The 21066-nt window shown below is 70.4% G+C and carries 7 protein-coding genes; all 7 read right to left on the reverse strand.

Features of this window, described 5'->3' with window-relative positions; translation table 11 throughout:
- Position 1: 1 nt before the first annotated feature.
- The 7 genes from mbtG to AWC25_RS20900 are packed head-to-tail and all read right to left on the reverse strand — an operon-like array spanning position 2 to position 20949.
- A complete protein-coding gene (mbtG, locus tag AWC25_RS20870) occupies positions 2 to 1282 on the reverse strand; it encodes an NADPH-dependent L-lysine N(6)-monooxygenase MbtG (protein WP_085167476.1) in 1281 nt (426 codons plus the stop codon).
- Entirely contained in the window at positions 1279 to 5706 is a 4428-nt protein-coding gene (locus tag AWC25_RS20875) for a non-ribosomal peptide synthetase (RefSeq protein ID WP_085167478.1), read from the reverse strand. Before AWC25_RS20875 ends, mbtG begins: the two co-directional genes overlap by 4 nt.
- Positions 5703 to 12290: a non-ribosomal peptide synthetase gene (locus tag AWC25_RS20880; RefSeq protein WP_085167480.1), complete on the reverse strand. Its 6588-nt coding sequence runs from the start codon at positions 12288 to 12290 to the stop codon at positions 5703 to 5705. Before AWC25_RS20880 ends, AWC25_RS20875 begins: the two co-directional genes overlap by 4 nt.
- Complete coding sequence (gene mbtD, locus AWC25_RS20885; protein ID WP_142278972.1) at positions 12287 to 15322, reverse strand: mycobactin polyketide synthase MbtD; 3036 nt, start codon at positions 15320 to 15322, stop codon at positions 12287 to 12289. The genes AWC25_RS20880 and mbtD overlap by 4 nt, the downstream gene beginning before the upstream one ends.
- On the reverse strand, positions 15322 to 16653 hold the full coding sequence (locus tag AWC25_RS20890) for a beta-ketoacyl [acyl carrier protein] synthase domain-containing protein (protein ID WP_085167482.1): 1332 nt from the start codon (positions 16651 to 16653) through the stop codon (positions 15322 to 15324). Before AWC25_RS20890 ends, mbtD begins: the two co-directional genes overlap by 1 nt.
- Positions 16646 to 17410: a thioesterase II family protein gene (locus tag AWC25_RS20895; protein ID WP_142278974.1), complete on the reverse strand. Its 765-nt coding sequence runs from the start codon at positions 17408 to 17410 to the stop codon at positions 16646 to 16648. The genes AWC25_RS20890 and AWC25_RS20895 overlap by 8 nt, the downstream gene beginning before the upstream one ends.
- Entirely contained in the window at positions 17407 to 20949 is a 3543-nt protein-coding gene (locus AWC25_RS20900; RefSeq protein ID WP_085167484.1) for a non-ribosomal peptide synthetase, read from the reverse strand. The genes AWC25_RS20895 and AWC25_RS20900 overlap by 4 nt, the downstream gene beginning before the upstream one ends.
- Between the last annotated feature and the right edge of the window lie 117 nt (positions 20950 to 21066).

The raw sequence follows: 21066 nt of genomic DNA on the forward strand, positions 1-21066 counted from the left end.
ATCATCGCTTCTCCATCATCGATTGGTACTTGGACGCGACGGCCGGACCGACCCACGGGCCCAGGACCCGGTCGGACAGCAGGCCCAGGCAGCTCAGGTTGGGAAAGCCGGGCCCCTGCGTGAGTCCGGACAGGTTGGGCAGGAACAGCTTGGGGGTGAGCTCGTTGACCGACAGGTCATGGCCGATCGCCTCCTGCAGGCGATCCGCCGCCAACGGTCCGCCCAATCCCAGCTCGAGGAGATCCAGCGCCTCCTGGCCGAACAGTGAGGTGAACCAGAGCGGGTCGGCGCCGGAGCCATCGATCACGAGATCGAAGCCGTGCACCGTCTCCAGGTTCTCGCTGAACCGGTTGGTGGACAGGGTCAGCCGGATCTGCCCGTCGCGGCCGACCGCGTGGGCGACCCGACCGCGCAGGTGGCGGATGCGGTCGTCGGCCAGCAGCGCCTCCTGCACATTGGCCGAGAACACGCCGCGGTCGGTGCGGGCCAATGCGTCACGGCGCTCGGCCAGCGTCAGCGCGGTCCAGTCGCTGGGATCGGAGAACAGCGAGTTCTCGAAGAAGCTCTCCCCCCGGGTGAACAGCGTCACCTGCGGCGAGATGACGGTGATGGTCGAAACCCGGTGGCGGAACAGCTCGTTGAGCATCGAGGCGGCGGTCTCGCCGCCGCCGATCACCGCGACGCGTTCGGCGGTGATGCGGTCGTGGCCGGCGGCGCGATCCCAGAACTGCGCGATCGACATCATCCGCGGGTTGCCGGGCAGCAGCGACTTCTCCGCCTGACCCGGTCCGGTGATCATCAGCGCGTCGGCGTGCACGGTGGTCTCGTGGGTCCGCAGCGCCCACCGGTCGCCGTCGACCGTGAGGCCGTCGACCTCGCCGTGCACCACTTTCATGCCCACCTGATCGGCGACCCAGCCCAGGTATTGGCTCCATTTGCGGTGCGGCGGGGCCGGTCTGCCCCGGTCGATCCACTCCGCGAACGATGCCGTCGCGATCAGGTAGGACTGCCAGCTGTAGCGCGTCATCCGCTCGTCGAGTTCGGCGTTGCGGCGCGGCACCAGCGCCGACCGATAGGGAAACCCGACATCTTTTTCCGGGCTGGTGCCCAGCCGGTGCGCCCCGTCGGTCCAGCCGCCGCTCGCCTGCCAATTCGCCCCGACCCCGGTGCGTTCGACGGCGAGGACCTCGGGCACCTCGACGCCCATGTCGCGCAGCGCCTTGGCCTTGGCGGCCACGGCCACCGCCTTGGCGCCGGCGCCGAGGATCGCTAACGTGCTCACGTCACCACCTCCCGCAGTGAGTCGATCCAAAGCTGTTGCAACGCCGAGACATCCGCATCGGCCAAGATGTCGGGCAGCGCCCGCCACTGCGCGGCCAGCACCCGCTGTCCGTCGAAGCTCAGCACGGCCGCCACGATGGTGAGTTCGTGACGGACCGCCAGCTCCGGTTCCGGTTGCGGCGAGACCCCGGCGAGCAGTTCACGGTCCAGGGTCAGCACGCCGGTCCCGCCGCTGCTGTGGGCGGCGCCCAGGTAGTTCAACAACAGCTGCGGACCGGGCTGGGACGCAAGGGATTTCGCGGACTCCGGGCGCAGGTAGCGCAGCAACCCGTAGTCCAGCCCGTCGCCGGGGATCGCGGCCAGCTGCTCGCCCACGCCACGCGGATCCGTTGCCACGATCCGCAGCGGGTAGATCGAGCTGAGCAGTCCGACCGTGTCGCCGGTGTCGATGGCGTGGACGCCGGACTCATCGACGAGACCGTCGGCGCGGCCGTGGGTTTCCAGCGCGAGCAGCGGCGGCGGTGTGGCTTGATTGCGGATCCGGCGCCAGCGCGTCACCGTCGCCGCGGTCGCGGCGATCAGCAGGTGCGGCAATGGCAGGCCCGAATCGAGCAGCCGGCGGGTGAGGTCGGCATCGGTGGCGATCATGCGGACATCCAGGTCGCGGGCCCGGTCGTGGCGCGGGTCGAGGCGTCGCGCACCGAGCGCGGGATCGTCGCCGCCGCACTGGGCGGCCCAGAACTGCGCGGTGTCCAGCCGCCGAGCACGCTCGGCAAGGGCCGCCGCCCACCGCCGGTAGCTGGTGTGCTCCCGCACCGGCGCGGGGTGCTGGCCACTGATCAAAGCCGTGAGGGCGGCGTCGAGTTCGCCGAGCACCACGCGCCACGACGCCGGATCCATCGCCAGCACGTGCGCGGCCAGCAGCAGCACGCCGGGTCCGGTCGGCGGACGCAGCCACACCGCGGCCAACAGCACGCCCCGTTCGGGGTCGAGGCGCTCTACGGCCTGAGCCACGTGCGCGGGGATTACGGCCGGCAGGTCGGCGGTCACCGTGACCTCGCGGATAAGTTCGGCGGCGCGTGCCGGTGCCGGGACCAATGTCATGGCGGCGCGGTCGAGTCGTGTCCGCAGCACCTCATGCCCGTCGACGATGCCGGCCAGCGCGGCATCGAGGTGCGCACGGGTGACAGTCTCGGGCAGGCGGATGGCCTCGGTCTGCGCCAGCCGGCGCGGCTCGCCGTATTCGTAGAGCCAGCGACCGTTGGGCAGCACCGGCATGGGTGCGGCGCTGTCTTCGACATCGATTGCCGCAGAATCCGTTTCGCGGTCGATCGACTCGGCCAGCTCCCGGATGTTGGTGCACTCGAGGATCAGCCGGGCGCGCAGTGCCAGGCCCCGCGCCCGGGCCGCCTGGACCACTGACAGGGCCATGATGCTGTCCAGGCCCAACTGCAGAAAGTCGGCGGTGACGTCGACGGTCGGCAGATGCAGGAGCTCCGAAAGCAGTTCGGCCAGCGCGGCTTCGGTCGGTGTTTGCGGCTCGGCGTGGGCGGCGCGGGGGGCCTCGGCGGCATCGAGTGCACCCAACGCGGCCTCGTCGAGTTTGCCGTTGGCGGTCAACGGGATTTCGTCGACCACGACGATGCGCTGCGGAATCATGTAGCGCGGCAACCGAGAACCGAGCATGCCGCGCAACTCGGCCGCCGTCGGCCGGTGTACCGCCGTGCCGGACATCACCACGTAGGCGGTCAGCCGCGCCGTCGCCTGCTGCCGGCGCACCAGTACGCCGGCATGCCGGACGGCGGGATGCGATTCGAGCGCGGCGGCGATCTCGCCCGGCTCGACCCGATAGCCGCGAATCTTGACCTGCGTGTCGGCCCGGCCCACGTATTGCAGTGCGCCGCCGGATCCCCGGCGCACCAGATCGCCGGTGCGGTACATCCGCGCGCCGGTCGCGAACGGGTCGGCGACGAATCGGTGGCTCGTTTCGCCCGGGCGCCCCTGGTAGCCGCGGGCCAGCTGGGCGCCGGCCAGATACAGTTCGCCGGTCGCCCCGACCGGTACCGGACGCAGCTGCGAATCCAGAACGTAGGCGCGGGTGTGCCGGGTCGATCGCCCGATCGCGGGGTCGTCGTACTCGACGATGTCGGCGACCACGGCCTCGACGGTCGTTTCGGTGGGGCCGTAACAGTTGTAGGCCCGCAACCCGGTTCGCGTGCAGTGGTCGCGGATCAGCGCCCACGCCGCGCTGCCCAGCGCTTCGCCGCCGAGCGCCAGCACCGCCAGCGGCACGCTCGTCAGCAGACCGCAGGCCATCAGTTGGGCGAACATCGACGGGGTCGTGTCGATCATGTCGATGCGATGCTCGGCGATCGCGGCGACAAGTGCCTCGGCGTCGGTTTGGGTCTGTTCGTCGACGACGTGCACGGCGTGGCCGTCGAGCAGCGCGACCAGGGGTTGCCAGGCGGCGTCGAACGCGAACGACCAGGCATGGGCGATGCGTAGCGGGCGATCCAGCCGGCCCGCGGCGGGTCGCAGCACGCTACCCAGATGGTCGTCGGCGTAGGCGCCCAGCGCGGCGTGAGTTCCTATCACGCCCTTGGGTTCTCCGGTCGTGCCCGACGTGAAGATCAGGTACGCGGCCTGCTCGGGTGCCACGTCGAGCGGCCGGAAATCGCCATGCCCGCCGCCGTCCAGCAGTTCCCGGACCAACACCTCGTCGACGACGAGCGTCGCCCCGCTCTGCCGCACGATCGACTGAGCCCGGTCGGGGGGCAGGCCCGGTTCCATCGGCACGCAGGTGCCGCCGGCCTTGAGCACGGCGAGCATCGCCACGATGTATTCCGGGCCGCGGGAAAGCCTGACGCCGACCGGTGTTTCGGAGGTCACGCCGCGCGCGGCAAGGCCCGCCGCGACACGGTTGGCGCGGGCGTCGAGCTCGCGGTAGGTCAGCGTGCCGCCGGCCCAGCTGACGGCGACGTTGTCGGGGGCCGCGGCCGCGGTCGCGGCGAAGCGGGTGTGGATGCCGAGCGCGGGCGCCCGCGGCGCCGCGACGCCCGGGCCGACGAGCTCGTCGTCGAACAGGACGCTGACGGCGCGCAACGGCCGTTCCCAGTCCCGCAGCAGCCGTTCGGCGGTGCTCAGCACCCGCCGGCCCAGCCGTTCGGCGCTGGTCGCGCCGAGCGCGCCGTCCACCACCTCGATCAGCACCACCAGCTCGCCGCCTTCCAGGTGGGCGGCGACCGCGATCGGGAAGTGGGACAGGCTTTCCAGCGCCGACGGCCGGAATACCGCACCGCCGACGGTCAATTCGCCGCACGCGACCAGTCCGTCCATTGGAAAGTTCTCGTACACCAGCAGCGTGTCGAACATCTCCCCCACGCCCCCGAGTGCCCGCAGCTGGGCGTGCCCGAGGTAGCCGTGCTCGCGCAGCAGGGCGGCGGTGCGCTGCACGGCGCGGCACTGCTCGCCGACGCCGGCGGCCGGATCCAGCCGCACCCGCATCGGCACGGTGTTGATGAACAGGCCGATCATCGTCTCGACGCCGGCGAGTTCGGGCGGCCTGCCGGACACGGTGACCCCGAACACCACGTCGCCGGTGTCGGTCAGCCGGGACAGCACCAGCGCCCAGGCCATCTGCATCAGCGTGTTGACCGTGATCCCGCGCGACCGGGTTCCGTCGATCAGCCGCTCGGCCTCCTCGGGTGGCAGCCGTAGCTCGGTGGTGCGGGCAAGCCCGGCCCGTCGCGCGTCGCCCACCTCCGCCGAGCCCAGCGCGGCGGCCAGCAGGGTGGGTCCCGGCAGGCCGGCCAGGTGTTGACGCCAAACCCGTTGACTGGCCGCGGGATCGCGCCCGGCAAGCCACCCGATGTAGTCGCGGTACGGCCGCGGGGCGATCGGCAGCGCGGCAAGATCTCCTCGCGCACCATAGAGAACCATCAGCTCGTTGACGAACACCGGCAGCGACCAGCCGTCGATCACGATGTGATGCGCGGTGATCATTAACCGCCAACGGGCGCCGGGCAATTCGACGAGCAGGAAACGGATTGCCGGGCCGTGTTCCAGGTCGAACGGGCACCGCCGCTCGGCCGTCTCGAGTGCCGGCACGTCCTGCGGCGCTGCGCTGACGACGCGCCACGGCAGGTCAAACCGCGCCGGCACGATCTGTACCGGGCGGGCGATACCGCGGCTGAAGAAGCTGGCCCGCAGGTTCGGGTGTCGCACCAACATCTTTGTGGCGCAGTCATGCAACAGCTCGACGTCGAGCGCACCCGAGATGTCGGCGGCCATCCCGATCAGGTACGGATCTTGTTCACCGGCGACGAACTCAGTAAGCGTGGACAGTGAATACAGGCCCTCTTGCAGCGGGCTCAGCGCCATCACGTCCTCGATGTCGGGGGCGACATCGGATCGGGTCGCGGTCATGACGCGCCGTCACGCGACGATTGTTGCTGCCGGGCCCACAGCTGCGTCACCGCCGCCAGATCATCGGCCGACAGGCCGGACGCGGCCATCGGCTCGAATCGGGTGTCGGCCGGCAGGTTGTCCTCTTCGGGCCCGGCCGCCGCCTCGTCGCGCGCGTCCACCGCGGCCGCGAGCTGCTGCACCGTCGGATGTTCGAACACCATGCGCGGGCTGATCGTCAATCCCGCCGCCCGTGCCCGGGCCGCCAGTTGCACGGACAAGATGCTGTCGCCGCCGAGGGCGAAGAAGTCGTCGCACCGCCCGACCTCCGGGGTGGACAGCAGGTCGGCGAAGACCGCGGCCAGCGCCCGCTCGGTGTCGGTGCGCGGCGGCTCGACCCGCCCGCGGGTGCTGACCGCCGGCGGCGGCAGCCCGGGCCGGTTCAGTTTGCCCGAGTCGGTCTTGGGCATCGCGTCGAGCACGGTCAGCGACGACGGCATCATGTATCCGGGCAGGGCGTGGGCGATCGTGGCGCGCACGGCGGCGGCGAACTCCGCGCGCGCCGCGTCGTCGGTGATCGGCCGTCGCGGCACCACGTATCCGGCCAGCGAGGTACCGCCGTGCACTTCCCAGGTGCGCGCCGCCGCGGCGGCGACACCCTCGGCCGCGGCCAGCGCCGCCTCGACCTCGGCCAACTCGACGCGGAAACCACGCACCTGCACCTGATGGTCGGCCCGTCCGGCGAATTCCAGCTGGCCGTCGCCGGTCCAGCGGGCCAGGTCGCCGCTGCGGTACAGCCGCGAACCCGGTTGCTGCGCATACGGATTGGCCACGAACCGGGAAGCGGTCAGGCCGGGTCGCTTCCAGTAGCCCCGAGCCAGCTGGTCGCCGGCGTAGTACAGCTCACCGATCACCCCGACCGGCACCGGCCGCAGGGCGTCATCGAGCAGGTAGGCCTGCGCGCCCGGGACCGGCTTGCCCACCAACGGATTCGGCGGTGCCAGCGGTCCCCGCGATACCGCGCCGGAAGTTTCGGTGGAGCCGATGTTGTTCAGGAGTTCGGTGCCGGGGCCGCCGGCGCAGGTGGCGACGAGTCGCTCCAGCAGCGACGGATTCACCGGTTCGCCGCCGCATACCAGCCGCGACAGGCAGCGAATCACGTCGGGCCGAGTGTCCAGGAGCGCGGACACCAGGCTGGGCACCGCCGTCACCTGCGTCACCCGGTGCCGGTCCATCAGGGCACCGAGCGCTTCGGCGTCGCGGTGCTCGGCGTCGTCGGCGAGGATCATCGTCGCACCGGCCGCCAGTCCGGCCAGCATCTCCATGCCGCCCTCGAGGAAGGTGATCGAGGCCTGCGCCAGTCGAATGTCTTCGGCGCGCGGCGAGTAGTGCCGCAACTGCCAGTCCAGCCGCGCCGACATGGACCGGTGCGTGCCCACCGCGCCCTTGGGCGTGCCGGTGGAACCCGAGGTGAACACCAGATACATCGGGTCGTCGGGGTGCGGCGCGGGCAGCGATCGGGGCGTCGGATCGGGCTGGTCGACGGCGGCACGCACCTGGGGGTCGTCCAGCGAAATGACTTTCACCCCAGGCACTTCCGGAGTCGCGGTGGCGGCTTCGGCCGTCGCCAGCAGCACCGGCGGCTGCACGTCACCGAGCATGAACTGCTTGCGCGCCGGCGGGTAGGCCGGATCGATCGGGAAGTACCCCGCGCCGGCCTTCATGATGGCCACCAGCGCGATCACCATGTCGATGCCGCGCCGGGTCGACAGCCCGACCAACGACCCGGGGGCGACGCCGTGCTCGGCGAGCAGCGCGGCCAGATTATCGGAGCGGCGGTGCAGCGTGCGGTAATCGATCTCGTCGCTGCCGCACCGCACCGCGATTCGCTCTGGTCCCCAATTACGGCTGGGCGCAAGCACTTCCGGTATCGTGCGGGGACGATCGGCGGGTGCCGGGGCACCGCGACTGTACTGCTGCAGGATGCGACGCTGCTCGTCGTCGTCGATCAGGCGCACCTGGCGCAAAGTTTGATCGAGGTTGTCGGCGAACGCGGTGATGATGCGGCCCAGCCAACCGGCCACCCGCTCGATCGTGGATCGGCGATACAGCTCGGTGCGGAAGATGAGGTGGCAGTGATACCCGCCGTCGGCGCCATCGGCGCCATCGGCGCCCAGGAAGTTGACGCTCAGGTCGGCGTGCGCCATGTCGAAGATCGGGTTCAGCGAGGTGCACACCGTGTCGTCGGCATCCGGGCCGTCCGGACCGCCGTCGATCACCCGGGTGGCCGGCAGCTGGTCACGGACGTGCACCACCACCTGGAACAGCGGGTTGCGCGCCAAGGAGCGCGCCGGGCTGACGGCATCGACGACCCGGTCGAACGGCAGATCCTGGTGCGCGTAGGCCGCCAGCGCCGTCTCCCGGGTTCGGCGCAGCACTTCGCGCAGCGTCGGGTTGCCGCCAAGGTCGTTGCGCAGCACCAGGATGTTGACGAAAAAGCCGATCAGCTGGTCCAATTCGGACTCGGTGCGGCCGGCGACCGGGGTGCCCAGCGGGATGTCCGCGCCGCTGCCGGCCTTGTGCAGCACTACGGCGACCGCCGTTTGCAGCAGCATGAACTCGGTGATGCCCATCTCTCGGCACACCTGTGCAAGCTTGTTGCGGGTGGCCGCGTCGATGCGGAAATCGACGGATTCGCCCGCACCGCCGGGCACCGGCTGACGCGGAAAGTCCGGCCGCAGCCCGGTGTCCTCGGGCATCCCGGCCAGCTGCCGGACCCAGTACGCCCGCTGTTCGCCGGCGACGGCCGTTTCGTGGCCGTCCGAGTCACCCAACAGCGCGCGCTGCCACGCCGCGTAGTCGGCGTACTGCACGCGAAGCGGTGCCCAGGATGGGGCTTGTCCGCTGCGACGGGCCCGATATGCGGTGAGCACGTCGGAGAACAGCACCCCGGCCGACCAGTGGTCGGAGGCGATGTGGTGGACCACGAACGACATCACGTGTTCGTCCGCGCCGATGCGCAGTAACGCCACACGGATCGGCCGTTCGGCGTCGAGCTCGAAGCAGTGCTGGCGTTCGGTGTCGAGCTGGTCCTGCAGCCAGGCATCGCCGTCGCCGATTTCGAGGACCGCCCGGCGGATCGGCAGATCGCCCGCCGGGTTGACGACTTGATAAGGGACGCCGTCGATTTCGACGTAGCTGGTGCGCAGGATTTCGTGCCGGGCAACGACGTCGCCGATCGCGGCGATCAGCGACTCGATGTCCCACGGTCCGGTCAGCTTCGCCGCGAACGGGATGTTGTTCACCCAGCTGGGGCCGTCGATGCGGTAGGCGAACCAGCTGCGCAGCTGCGACGCCGACAGCGGCTGCGGCTCCTGGTGCACGGTGGCGATCAGCTTCGGCCGGGGCGCGACTGTGCCGTCGAAAGCACCTGAGCCGAGCTGGTCAATTCGCTCGGCCAGCCGGCCGACCGTCCCCAACTCGAAGACGTCGCGGATGCCGAGCTCCACGCCGCACTCGGCGCGGATCGCCGTGACCAGTTTGGTGGCCACCAGGGAATGGCCGCCCAGATCGAAGAACGAATCGTCGACGCCGACCCGGTCGTGGCCGAGCAGTGTGGAAAACAGTGCGGCGATGCGGTGTTCGGTGGCGGTGGCGGGGTCGCGGTATTCGGCGCCGCCGGCGATGTCGGGTTGTGGCAACGCGGTTCGGTCGATCTTGCCGTGTGCCGTGATCGGAATCTCGTCGAGCACCACGTAGGCCGCCGGCGTCATGTAGTCCGGCAGCGCCGCGCCCACCCGGACCCGGATGCGTTCGACGTCAACGGATTCGGTGCCGCAGCCGGGGGCCGGGGTGACGTACCCGACCAGGCTCTTGCCCAGCCGCGGCAGGTCGACGGCCAGCACGACCGCCTGGCCGACGCTGGGGTCCACGGAGATGGCGGCGGCGATCTCGCCGAGCTCGATGCGAAAGCCGCGGATCTTGACCTGCTCGTCGGCTCGGCCGACGAATTCGATGTCACCGTCGGCGTTGCGGCGGGCCAGATCGCCCGACCGGTACATCCGCCCGCCCGCGGTGAACGGATCGGCCACAAAACGCTCGGCGGTCAGCCCGGGCCGGCGATGGTACCCGTGAGCGACATGCGTTCCCGCGATGTAGATCTCGCCGATCACGCCGACCGGGACGGGTTGCAGCGCGTCGTCGAGCAGATACACCCGGGTGTTGATCTTGGGTTTACCGATCGGCACGATCCGGGTGCCCTGCTTGCCCTGCACCGGGTAGCTGGTGCAGTTGACCACGGTCTCGGTCGGTCCGTAGAAGTTGTACAGCAACGCGTCGAAGGTGGCGTGAAACTTGTCGGCGATCTCGCCGGGCAACGCCTCGCCGCCGATCGGAACCCGCCGCAGCGTGCGCCACTGGTTGACCCCGGGCAGCGAAAGGAACAACCCGAGCAGCGACGGGACGAAGTGCATCGAGGTGATGCCTTCGCGACCGAGCAGGTCGGTCAGATAACCGATGTCGCGTAATCCGTCCGGTCGCGGGATCACCAGCCGAGCCCCCATGATCAGGGTGCCGAAGATCTCTCCCATCGAGACGTCGAAGCTGGGCGAGGCCACCTGTAACAGCGACTCGGTCGCGTCGATCTGGTATTCGGCGCCGAACCAGACGAAGTACTCGGCGATCGGCGCGTGCGGCACCGGGACACCCTTGGGCAGGCCGGTCGAGCCGGAGGTGTAGATCAGGTAAGCCGTGTTCTGCGGGCTCAGCGGTCGCAGCAGGGTTTCGGGCGCGTCGCCAGGGTAACGTCGTAGTCCCGGGATCGGTTCTCGCAGCACCAGTTTGGCGTCGGCGTCGTCGAGGATGAAGGAGATGCGCTCGCGCGGATAGGTCGGGTCCACCGGCAGGTAAACCGCGCCGGACTTGAGGATACCCAGGGCCGTGATGACCAGTTCGGGTGACTTGTCCAGCAGCACCGCAACCCGGTCCTCGGTACCGACGCCCTGCTCGATGAGCCAGTGCGCCACCCGGTTCGACTCTTCGTCGATCTCGCGGTAGGTGTAGTTGCGGCCTTCGTAGGCGATCGCGAAGGCGTCCGGCGCGCCGGCCGCACGACAGCTGACCAACTCCGGCAGGGTTGCCGCCGGCGTGCTGAACGGCTCGCCCGTCGACACCCGGCGCAGCCATGCGGCATCGTCCTCACTCATCAGGGTGCAGGCCGCCAATGCGGCGTCGGGGTCGCTCGATGCGCTGTCCAGTAACACCACGTAGTGCCGCAGCATCTGCTCGACCAACGGCCGATCCATCACCTCGACCAGGTACTCGGCCTCGACCAATCCGCGTTCCAGCTCGACCATGAAACTCAACGGCAGCTGGTTGACGTGGCCGCGCAGTTCGGCGCGCGCACACCGGACCCCCGGCGGGCAGAAACCGGGGCCGTCGGCGTCGCGCTGGCCGAAGCTGACCCGCGTCATCCGGTCCGCACCGTGGCGGCGGTCGGGATTGGATTCGCGGACCAGCCAGTCCAAGTCGGCCCGGGAATGCGCGAAGGCACCCACCGCGCTGTCACGCGTCTGGGTCAACAGCTCCCGGAACGTCTGGCGGGACCGGGGTTGCAGCCGGACAACCACCGTGTTGCCGTAGTAACCGATCGCGTCCTCGGTCCCGCGGCCGCGGTTGAGCACCGGCACCGCAACCAGAAAGTCGTTCGCCTGCGTGTAGCGCTGCACCAACGCGGCGAAGGCGGCCATCAACACCATGTAGGGCGTGGCGCCGCTCTGCCGGGCCAACGCCGCTACCCGATCCAGCACGGCGGCCGGCAGTTGCGCCGTCGCCCGCTGGGCCCGCCACGTGCTCGGCACCACCGATCCGTTGGCGCCCGGAAGTTCCAATGGTTCAGGAAGATTCGTGATCAGCGGCCGCCAGTAGTCGAGGTCCTCCTGATGACTCGCGGCGTCGGCGAAAGCCGACTCGACGGCCGGCTCGACGACGGGTGCGGCGGCGAAGTCCTCGGGATCGAGATATGCGCGCGTCAGATCGGCGAAGAATGGCGCCCAGGACCCGTCGTCCCAGGCGATGTGATGCGCGGTGATCAGCATCATCACCTCGTCGCCCGACAGCCGGGCCACCGTGATCCGCAGCGGGGAGTCCTTAGCCAGATCGAACGGCCGGCCGAAGTCGCGCTGCGCCAACACATCCAGTCGTAGCCGCCGGGACTGATCGGCCAGGGCGGACAAGTCGTGCTCTGCCCAGTCCGGCCGCAGCTGCTCGCGGATCACCGGATACGGATCGCCGTCGGCATCGGTTTCGTATGTGGTGTGCAGCACCCGGTGGTGTGCGGCGACGGCATCGACTGCGTCGTGCAGCCGATCGATGTCGACGGGACCGGTGAGGCGGTAGGACACGCAGACGTTGAGCAGCGCGCTGTCGGGGTCGGCGGCCTGCACGAACCACATGCGATGCTGACCACCGGACATCCGTGGTGAATCCGGTCGCGCCGCGACAGTTTCGGCAGTGGGTCGGTCCAGACCACGCTCGACAAGCTTGCGGCGCAACAGTTCCAGGCGCTGGTCGTCGAGCCGGGCACGTCCACCGGAGGTTTCGGTCACGCTGGGAGTCCAACCTTTCTAGCGTCGCGAGCGTCGGGTGGTGCGCCAGCCGGGCCGGCACCCAACGCGTCGATCAGTTCGTGCACGGTGATGCCGCCGAGCATGCGTGCCACCGGCACCGAGCCGCCGACCTTGCGGCGCAATCGGTTACGCAGATCGAGCGCCAGAAGCGAGTCCACGCCCAGGTCGATCAGGGAAGCACCCGGGTCGATCGCCGACGGCTCACCCAGGTGCAAGGTGGCGGCCAACTCGGCGCACACCACGTCGGCAAGCGGCCTGGCCGCCACGGCGTCGCCGGATTCGCAGTGCTCGGTGTAAGCGGCGCCGCCGAACGGCATCGACATGCCTGCCATTCCCTGGCTTTCGAAGAAGACCGCGAGCCGGTCGAAGTCCGCGTCGAAGATCAACGGGTCGTCGTCGTAGCGGTGAAGGCTGGCCGCGATGGCCAGTTCCGGGTCCATCGCGATCAGGCCGGAGCGTTCGGTGCGGGTGATCTCGTCGGCCGCCACCACCCCGGCCGCCTGCCAGAGGCCCCACCGGATCGCCATACAGTCTCGGCCCCGGGCGCGCAGTTGACCCGCCAGGATGTCGAGCATCCGGTTGGATGCCGCATAGGCGGCGTGGTGGTAGCCACCCCACACGCCGAACACGGACGAGCAGGCCAGGATCCGGCAGCCGGGCTGGGTCGGCCACACCTCGGCCAGCAGCGCCAACCCGCGCACCTTCGCCGCGCACACCGCCGCGACGTCCGTGCCGGTGAGGTCCGCGCGGGCGACGGCCCGGGCGATACCGGCGGTGTGAATCAGCAACGACGCACCGGAGCCGGCGTAGTCGGCAGCGACGGCGGACAGCGCGGCACGATCGGTGATGTCGCACAACGGGGCCTGGATCAGCGCGTCGTGGCGCTCGGTGAGTCGCGCCAGCGCGTCTGGGTCAACGCCGTTGCGGCTCAACAGGGTAACGGCCCGGGCGCCGTGCTCGAGGCAGTAGCGCGCGTACTGCAACCCCAGGGCGCCGCTGCCGCCGCTGATCACCACGTGGTCCAGCGCGGCGGCGTCCAACGGGCGGCTCTTCGCCGTGTCGCCGCACTCCCGGAACGTCCGCACGTAACGGCGCGGCAAGTCGGCACCGCGCACCGCGACTTCGCCGGTATCGCCGAGGAGCGCGTCGATGACCACCCGCGCGCTGGGGGCATCGAGGTCGCGGCCGGGCAGGTCCAGATGTCCGAAGGCCTGGTCCGGGAATTCGACGCCGACGCTGCGGTGCATCGCGGCCAGCGCCGCCTGCGCCGGTGCGACGGCCGGCGGTCCGGGATCCACCCGTTCGGCGCCGGCGGTGAGCAGCCACACCGCCCGGCAACGCGGGCCGATGACCGCGGCGTAGTCGGGCAGACCCGCGTCGGGCCGCCCGGCGATCTGCTCGATGGCCGCGCCGGCATCCAGCTGGTCGAGTTCGGGGGCGATGACCGCGACGATCTCGGCCTCGCGCACCGGCACCGCCCGGCAGCCGCCGTGCCGGGCGGCCGCGTCGATCAGTTGTCGGGTCAACCGCCCCGCCGACGCCTCCCCGAAAAATCCGATGTCACAACCGGTTACACTCGGAGGCGGCGTCGCCGTCTGCTCCCAGGTTTCGACGGCGACGGTGAGCGCGGGGGCCGCGGTCGTGTCGGCAAGCGGCTCCGGTGTGGCCCACAGATGCACCGCGCGCATCGGGGCGTTGGGGAAGCGGCGCAGCGGCGGCAGCAGACCGCCGGGCAGGGCGGTCGCCCAATGCGTGCCGGGGTCCGCGGTCGCGACGGCGGCCAGATTCGCCGACAGCGAGTCGGTGATCGATTGGTCGCGGTGCCCGGATCCGACGACCAGGGCACCGACCTCGTTTCGGTCCTCGTCGAGGATCTCGGCGAGTGGATACAGCAGCGACGGGTGTGCCGACAGCTCGACGAACGTGTCGATTCCACCCTGGTGTGCGTAACACACGGCCCGATCGAATCGGACCGTTCCGCAGAGGTTTTCATACCAGTACTCGGCGAAATCCGTATCGACGGCCACCTCGTTGCCGAAGGTGGAACCGATGAATCGCACGTCCGAGGGCCGAAACGCCGAGTCGGGGATCGACTCGATCAGGGCGGTGCGCAGCCGGCGCAGCGCGCTGGTGTGGCCCGGATAGTCGACGGCCAGCTGGTGGGTAAAGATGCCCCGGCGTTGGGCGAGTTGCGCCGCGGCGGCCACCGCGTCGGAGTCGCCGGACACCACGGTCGACGACGGCCCGTTGACGGCCGAGACTTCCAGCCAGCCCGGCGAATCGGCGAGCACGGACTCCGCCTCGTCGATGCCGGCGCCGAGCACGACCATCGCGTACCGGCCCGTCAGCCGGTCGACGACGCCGGCCCGCGCGCCGATCAGGGCGACCGCGTCCGCCAGCGTGATCGTCGCGGCCAGGTAGGCAGCCGCCACCTCGCCGAGGCTGTGCCCGATGGTGACTTCGGGGTGTATCCCGCAGCGGCGCCAAACGGCGGCCAGGCCGACGGCGTGGGTGAACTGCGCGCCCTGGATCTCGGTGCGCGACGCGTTCCGTTGCGACTCCCCCGCCAGATATGGCAGCGGGGAGGGCAGCCCGGCGTCGATGAACGCCTGCCCGCACTCGTCGGCGCTCGTGCGGTACTCGCTGAGTCGGCGGTAGGCCTCGGCCCCCATCGCCTGCCATTGGTTGCCTTGCCCGGCAACCACGAACGCGATGCGTGGCGCGGTGGTCTTCGCCGATCGGCTGAGCAGCGGGTGCTGTTCGTCGCGCGTCAGCGCGGTCAGGCCCGCGACGAGCTCGGCGCGGTCGGCGGCCCGGACGACCGCGCGGTGGCGCCTGCCCCGACGCAACCGCAACAGGGTCGAGCCGATGGCCTGCGCCGCATCCGGCGTGCCGAGCGGGTTGCGGTCCAGGTAGTCGAGGATGGCGGCCGCGTCGTGGCGCACCAACTCCCCGTCGTGCGCGGTGAGCAGCACCGGGACACGTCCGTCGGGTAACGGGTGATCGAGCACTAGGCCACCTCCGGCGCGGAGACGATCACGTGTGCATTGGTGCCGGCGATCCCGAACGCCGACGCCGCCGCGGTGCGCTGCCCCGCGATGGCCGGCCAGGGCGTCAGCGTCTGGGCGAGTCGCAGACCCTGCCGGTCCCAATCGATTTCGGGGCTGGGCTCGGTGGCGTGCAGCGTGGGCGGAATGGCGCCGTGCTCCGCCGACACCAGAACCTTGGCCAGCCCCAGGGCACCGGCGGCGGCCAGTGCGTGACCCACATTGGATTTGACCGATCCCAGCAACCCGCCGATGCCCGCCTCGACGTCGCCGTAGGTCTTTGCCAGCGAACGCAATTCGGTGCGATCGCCCAGCCGGGTACCGGTGCCGTGCCCCTCGATCATGCCCACTTCGTCGGGTTTGATTCCGGCCTGGTCGATCGCCCGCCGGAACAGCCGAACCTGTGCGTCGCCGCTGGGCGCGGACAGCCCGGCGCTGCGGCCGTCCTGGTTGACGGCGGTGGCCCGGACTTCGGCCAAGATCTGCCGCCCGGCCCGCACCGCGGCCGATTTGCGTTGCAGCACAAACATCGCCGCTCCCTCGGCCCACACGGTTCCGCTGGCCTGTGCACTGTAGGGGCGGCAGTAGCCGTCGTCGGAGAGCGCATGCTGCTTGGAGAACTCGACGAAGAAGCCGGGCGAACCCAACACGTTGACCCCGCCGGCCAGCGCCAGGTCGCAATCGCCATCCTGCAGGGCACGCACCGCCACGTGGAAGGCGACCAGCGCCGAGGCGCAGGACGAGTCGAGGGTGAGCGCCGGTCCGGTCAGCCCGAGCGTGTATGCGACCCGGCCCGAGATCACGCTGAGCGCGGTGCCGGCGAGCAGATGTCCGCTGTGCCGGGAGAATTCGGCCATCGGGGGTCCGTAACCCGTCATCGACGCGCCGACGTAGCAGCCCACGTCGTGGCCGGCCAGGTCGTCGGGGTTGATGCCGCTGTTTTCCAACGCACGCCAGGACACCCGCAGCGTGACCCGTTGCTGCGGGTCCATCGCGACGGCCTCACGGGGCGAGACACCGAAGAATTCGGGATCGAAGGTGGCCGCGCCGCTCAGAAAGCCGCCCCGGTCGTGGATCCGCTTGAATCCGCTTCGCCGCGATCCGGCCAGCAGCTCGCGCACCGACCAGCCGCGGTCGGTCGGAAACGGCCCCAACGCCTCGCGGCCGTGTGCCAACAGGTCCCAGTAGCCGTCGGCGGTGTCGATGCCGCCCGGTGCTTCGACGGCCATCCCGACGATCACCACCGGGTCCGGCGCAGCCGTTTCGAATCGTGGGCCAAACACGTTGTCAGACATCGGAGTTGACCTGCGATGCGATCGCCCGGACATGGTCGTAGAGATAGAAGTGCCCGCCCCGGTACAGCGACAGGTCGAACGATCCGGCCGTGTGGCGCTCCCACTGTCGCAGCACCTCGATCCCGATGCGGTGATCATCGCGGCCGCCGAGGGCGTGGATATCGGCACGAATGCGGATGTCGGGGCTGGGGTCGTAGCGATTGAACGCCCGGTAGTCGACCCGCATCGCGGTGGTGAGCAGTTCGCAGAATTCTTCGTCGGCAAGGAGGTCGGGGTCGGTGCCACCCAGCTCGGCGATCTCGGCGAGCACGCCGTCGTCGCTGGTGGGCAGCTCCGGCATGTCGGCCACCACACATGGCGGCGGACCCGCCGACGCCCAGAGCTTGTGCACGGTGACGTCGTTTTCTTCGGCGATACAAGCGAATTCGAACGCCACCACGGCACCCATGCTGTGGCCGAACAAACGTAGTGGCGCGACGCTGCGCCATGGCGCGGCCTCGAAAAGTTCGCGGGCAAGGTCGTGCACGGTCTCGTGGGCGGGGTCGGCGAGCCGGTCGGCGCGCTGCGGGTACTGCACGATGTAGGTGTCGGCACCGGCGGCCAGGGCCGCGGCCAGCACCCGGTAGCCGGCGGCGGCCGCACCGGCGTGCGGGAACACCACGATGGCGCCGGCGGACGGTTGCCGGTCGGGCCGCGGTACCCGCTTGATCCAGGACGGAAAGGCGGCGGGCACGCTGATCAAATCGCGGAATGTCATGTGCCGGAATGTCCTTGGGCTGCTTCGATGTTGGTTGGTCGACCCGAGGCCTGTTCAACCGCGTCGGCGTCCATGCCGATGACCTCCAAGTACAACTCGGCCACCTGGTTGAGCCGGCCGGGGTCGCGCTCGCGGCGCAGCAGCACCGCGGCGAGCGTCGCGACGGTTCGGTTGGCGAAGATGTCGGCGACCATCACGTCGGGGCTGTCCAGCCAGGAGCGGATGCGCGCCACCGCCTGGGTGGCCAGCACCGAGTCGCCACCCAGGGCGAAGAAGTCGTCGTCGGCACCGACGCGGTCGCGGGCCAGCAGGTCGGCGACGATGCCGGCGAGCGCTGATTCCAGCGCAGTCGACGGGGCACGGTAGCCGGGCAGCTCGCCGCCCGCCCCGCGAACCGCGGCCGCCAGCTCGGCAGCGACGGCGCGCCGGTCGATCTTGCCGCCGTCGGTGAACGGGATCTCGGCCACCAGCGAGATGTGGCGCGGAACCATGTGTGCGGGAAGAACATCGGCGAGGGCGTCGCGGATCCGTTCGGCATTAACATCGGGATCACCCGGGCTCTCCGCGCGCACGGCAGCGGCCAGTACCTCGGATCCGTCCGGCGCGGGCAGCACGGCCGCCACGGTGATCCGCACCCCCGGCACCCGGCGGATGGCCGCCTCGACCTCACCGAGTTCGACCCGGTACCCGCTGATCTTGACCCGGTGGTCGGCGCGTCCGACGAACTCGATGGTGCCGTCCGGCCAGTACCTGGCCAAGTCGCCGGTGCGGTACCACCGCCGGCCGTCGTGCTCGACGAACCGCTCCGCGGTGAGATCGGGGCGTCCGCGATAGCCGCGCGCAATGCCGCGCCCGGATACCCAGAGCTCACCGGGAACCCAGTCCGGGCAGTCGTCGCCCGCGGCGCTGACGATGCGGCAGGCATTGTTGGCCAGCGGGACCCCGAAGGGCAGCGCGGTCCAGTGCACCGGCAGCGCGCGGGCGTCGAGCACCTCGAAAACCGTGTTGTGCGTGGGGGTTTCGGTGGCCCCGCCGAGACCGGCGAAACGCAAGTTGGGCGCCTCGGCCGCAAACCGGCGAACCATTGCGGGGCGCACCCAGTCGCCGCCGGTGGGAATCACCCGCACCGACGACAACCGGCCGTGACCCACCTCGATCAGCATCTCCAGCCAGCCCGGCATGAAATGCAGCACGGTGATCTGGTGGGTGTCGATCAGCGCGGCCCACGCGTCGGGGTCGCGGCGCTGCGCTTCGTCGACGACGACGATCGACCCACCGGTGCGCAGCGTGACGAACAGGTCCATCACCGATATGTCGCCTTCCAGCGTCGACAGCGCCAGGCACCGGTCCTGTGGGCCGATCTCGAAGTGGCGGGCGATGAACTCGACCGTGTTCATGGCGGCGTCGTGCGTCACTTCGACGCCCTTGGGCTCACCGGTGGAGCCCGACGTGAACAGCACGTAGGCCAACGCGGTGGGATCGACACGCGCCGGCCGGATTTCGGCGCCGGAGGTCTCGGCGGCGAGCACGTCGGCCAGCGTCAGCGCGGGCACCGGCAGCTCCGGCCGCAGCCCGCCGCATACCAGCGCCAGCGCCACCTCGCCGGTGTCGAGGATGCGCTGCGCCCGCTCGGCCGGTTGGTCGGCGCCGATCGGCAGGTACGCCGCGCCGGCGGCCAGGATGCCCAGCACCGCGGGCACCTGCTCGGCGGTCTTCGGGCCCACCACGGCAACCGTGTCCCCGGCCGCGATTCCCGCGTCGGTGAGAGCGGCGACAACGGCGAGCACCTGGTCGCGCAGCTGCGCGTAACTGAGGTCGCCCGAGCTGGAGAACACCGCGGGCGCATCGGGTTGTTGCTCGGCGTGCCGAAAGAAGCCGTCGTGCAACGCTTCTCCGCTGGGCTCGGCGGTGCGGCTGTTGACCGCGTCGCGCACCGCGCGCTGCTCGGCGGGCAGCGCGGACGGGCCGGGCTGCTCCCACGGCTCGTCAGCGCAAGCCAGCCGGGTGAGTTCGCCGATCTGGTGGGCGAACATCGCGTCGATGACGCCCGGCGCGAACACGCCGTCGCGCACGTCCCAGTTCACCAGCACCCCGCCGTCGAACTCGGTGACCTGCGCGTCGAGCAACACCTGGGGGCCCTGCGAGATGATCCATTCCGGGGTGCCAAATTGCTCGGTGACCTCGGCACTGAACAACTCGCCGAGGCCCAGCGCGCTGGTGAACACGACGGGCGCCAACACCTGGGTGCCGCGGTGGCGGCTCAGGTCGCGCAGCACGGACAGCCCCGGGTAGGCCGCGTGGGCCGCGGCGGTCTGCATGGCGTCCTGCACCACCCGCGCCCGCTGCACGGGCGTCGGTGCATCGGTGAGGTCGACGTCGAGCAGCAGCGACGAAGTGAAGTCGCCGACCAGTGCGTCCACCTCGGGGTGCACGGCCTGGCGTCCGAACAGCGGCACGTTCAGCAGGAACCGCGGGGAGGCCGACCAGCGCGACAGAACGGTGGCGAAGGCACCGGCCAGCGCCATCGCGGGGGTGATGCCGCGGGCGCGGGCGCGGGCGAACAAGGCGTCGCGGGTGGGCGCGTCCAGCCAGTGCCAGCGCCGGATGCCGCGTCTCGAATCCCGACCGCCGAGCGTGGGCAGCGCCGGCGGGTCGGGCAGCTGCGCAATGCGCCGCGCCCACCACTGCCGGTCGGCCTCGCGCGTGGGCTGCGGACGCTCTTCGGCACGCGCCATCGCCTGGCGGTACTCGCGATAGGTGAAACCCAGCTCGGGTAGCTCGCGCCCGACATAGAGGGCGGCCAGGTCCGACATCAGGGTGCGGTAGCTCATCGCGTCGGCGGCTTGCATGTCCAGGTCGACGTGCAACCGGGACCGGTTGCCGGGCAGCAGCGTCAACGCGAGTTCGAACACCGCGCCGTCGAGCTGCTGGTGTGATTTGGTCTCCCGGAGGGCGTCGAGCCGTTCGGCGACGCGATCGGCGTCGAGCTGCCGCAGGTCCGCCACGGCCACCGGGAAGTCGCCGCATTCGCCCGCCGGGGGTATGCGCTGGGTGCCTTCGGGCAGGAACCGCACCCGCAGCATCGGGTGACGCACCGCCAGGCGGGTCGCGGCGGCACGCAGTCGATCCGGGTCGACCGTGGCGCCGTCGAACTCGACATAAAGATGCCCCGCCACCCCGCCGAACTGCTGATCGTCGTGCCGGCCCACCCACATGGCGTGCTGCATCGGGGCGAGCGGAAACGGTTCGCCGGCGGCGTCGTCGGCCGGGATCTCGACGGCGGGCGCCGCCTCGGTCGCGGCGTGCGAGCCCGCGGCTACCAGCGCCGACCACGCCTCGATGGTGGGCGTGGCCGACAGCGTGGCAAAGTCGATGTCGATGCCCCGTTGGCGCCAGCGACCGGCCAGTGACATCATCCGGATCGAATCAAGCCCCTGGCTGATCAGGTTGTCGGCGGGCTGAACAGCGTCGACAGCGACGCCGAGCAATTCGGCCACCTCCGCACGGATGTCCTCCGCGCACGTGGGGGCACGCACCACGAATCTCCTCCCGAATTAGCACAGCCTGCCCTAAGTTGTTTGGCTACCCTATCCTCTATCGCGGTGCCTTTGCTACCAAGCCCCTCCCAACTGTGATCTGTTTCCTTCCAAGCCGTC

Origin of the sequence: Mycobacterium sherrisii (genome assembly GCF_002102355.1) — a bacterium.
Taxonomy (GTDB): Bacteria; Actinomycetota; Actinomycetes; order Mycobacteriales; family Mycobacteriaceae; genus Mycobacterium; species Mycobacterium sherrisii.

What these genes read in the sequence shown, in the direction of transcription:
- AWC25_RS20875 (WP_085167478.1), bottom strand. Translation starts at nt 5,706, where the DNA reads ATGACCGCGACCCGATCCGATGTCGCCCCCGACATCGAGGACGTGATG.
- AWC25_RS20890 (WP_085167482.1), bottom strand. Translation starts at nt 16,653, where the DNA reads ATGTCTGACAACGTGTTTGGCCCACGATTCGAAACGGCTGCGCCGGAC.
- AWC25_RS20895 (WP_142278974.1), bottom strand. Translation starts at nt 17,410, where the DNA reads ATGACATTCCGCGATTTGATCAGCGTGCCCGCCGCCTTTCCGTCCTGG.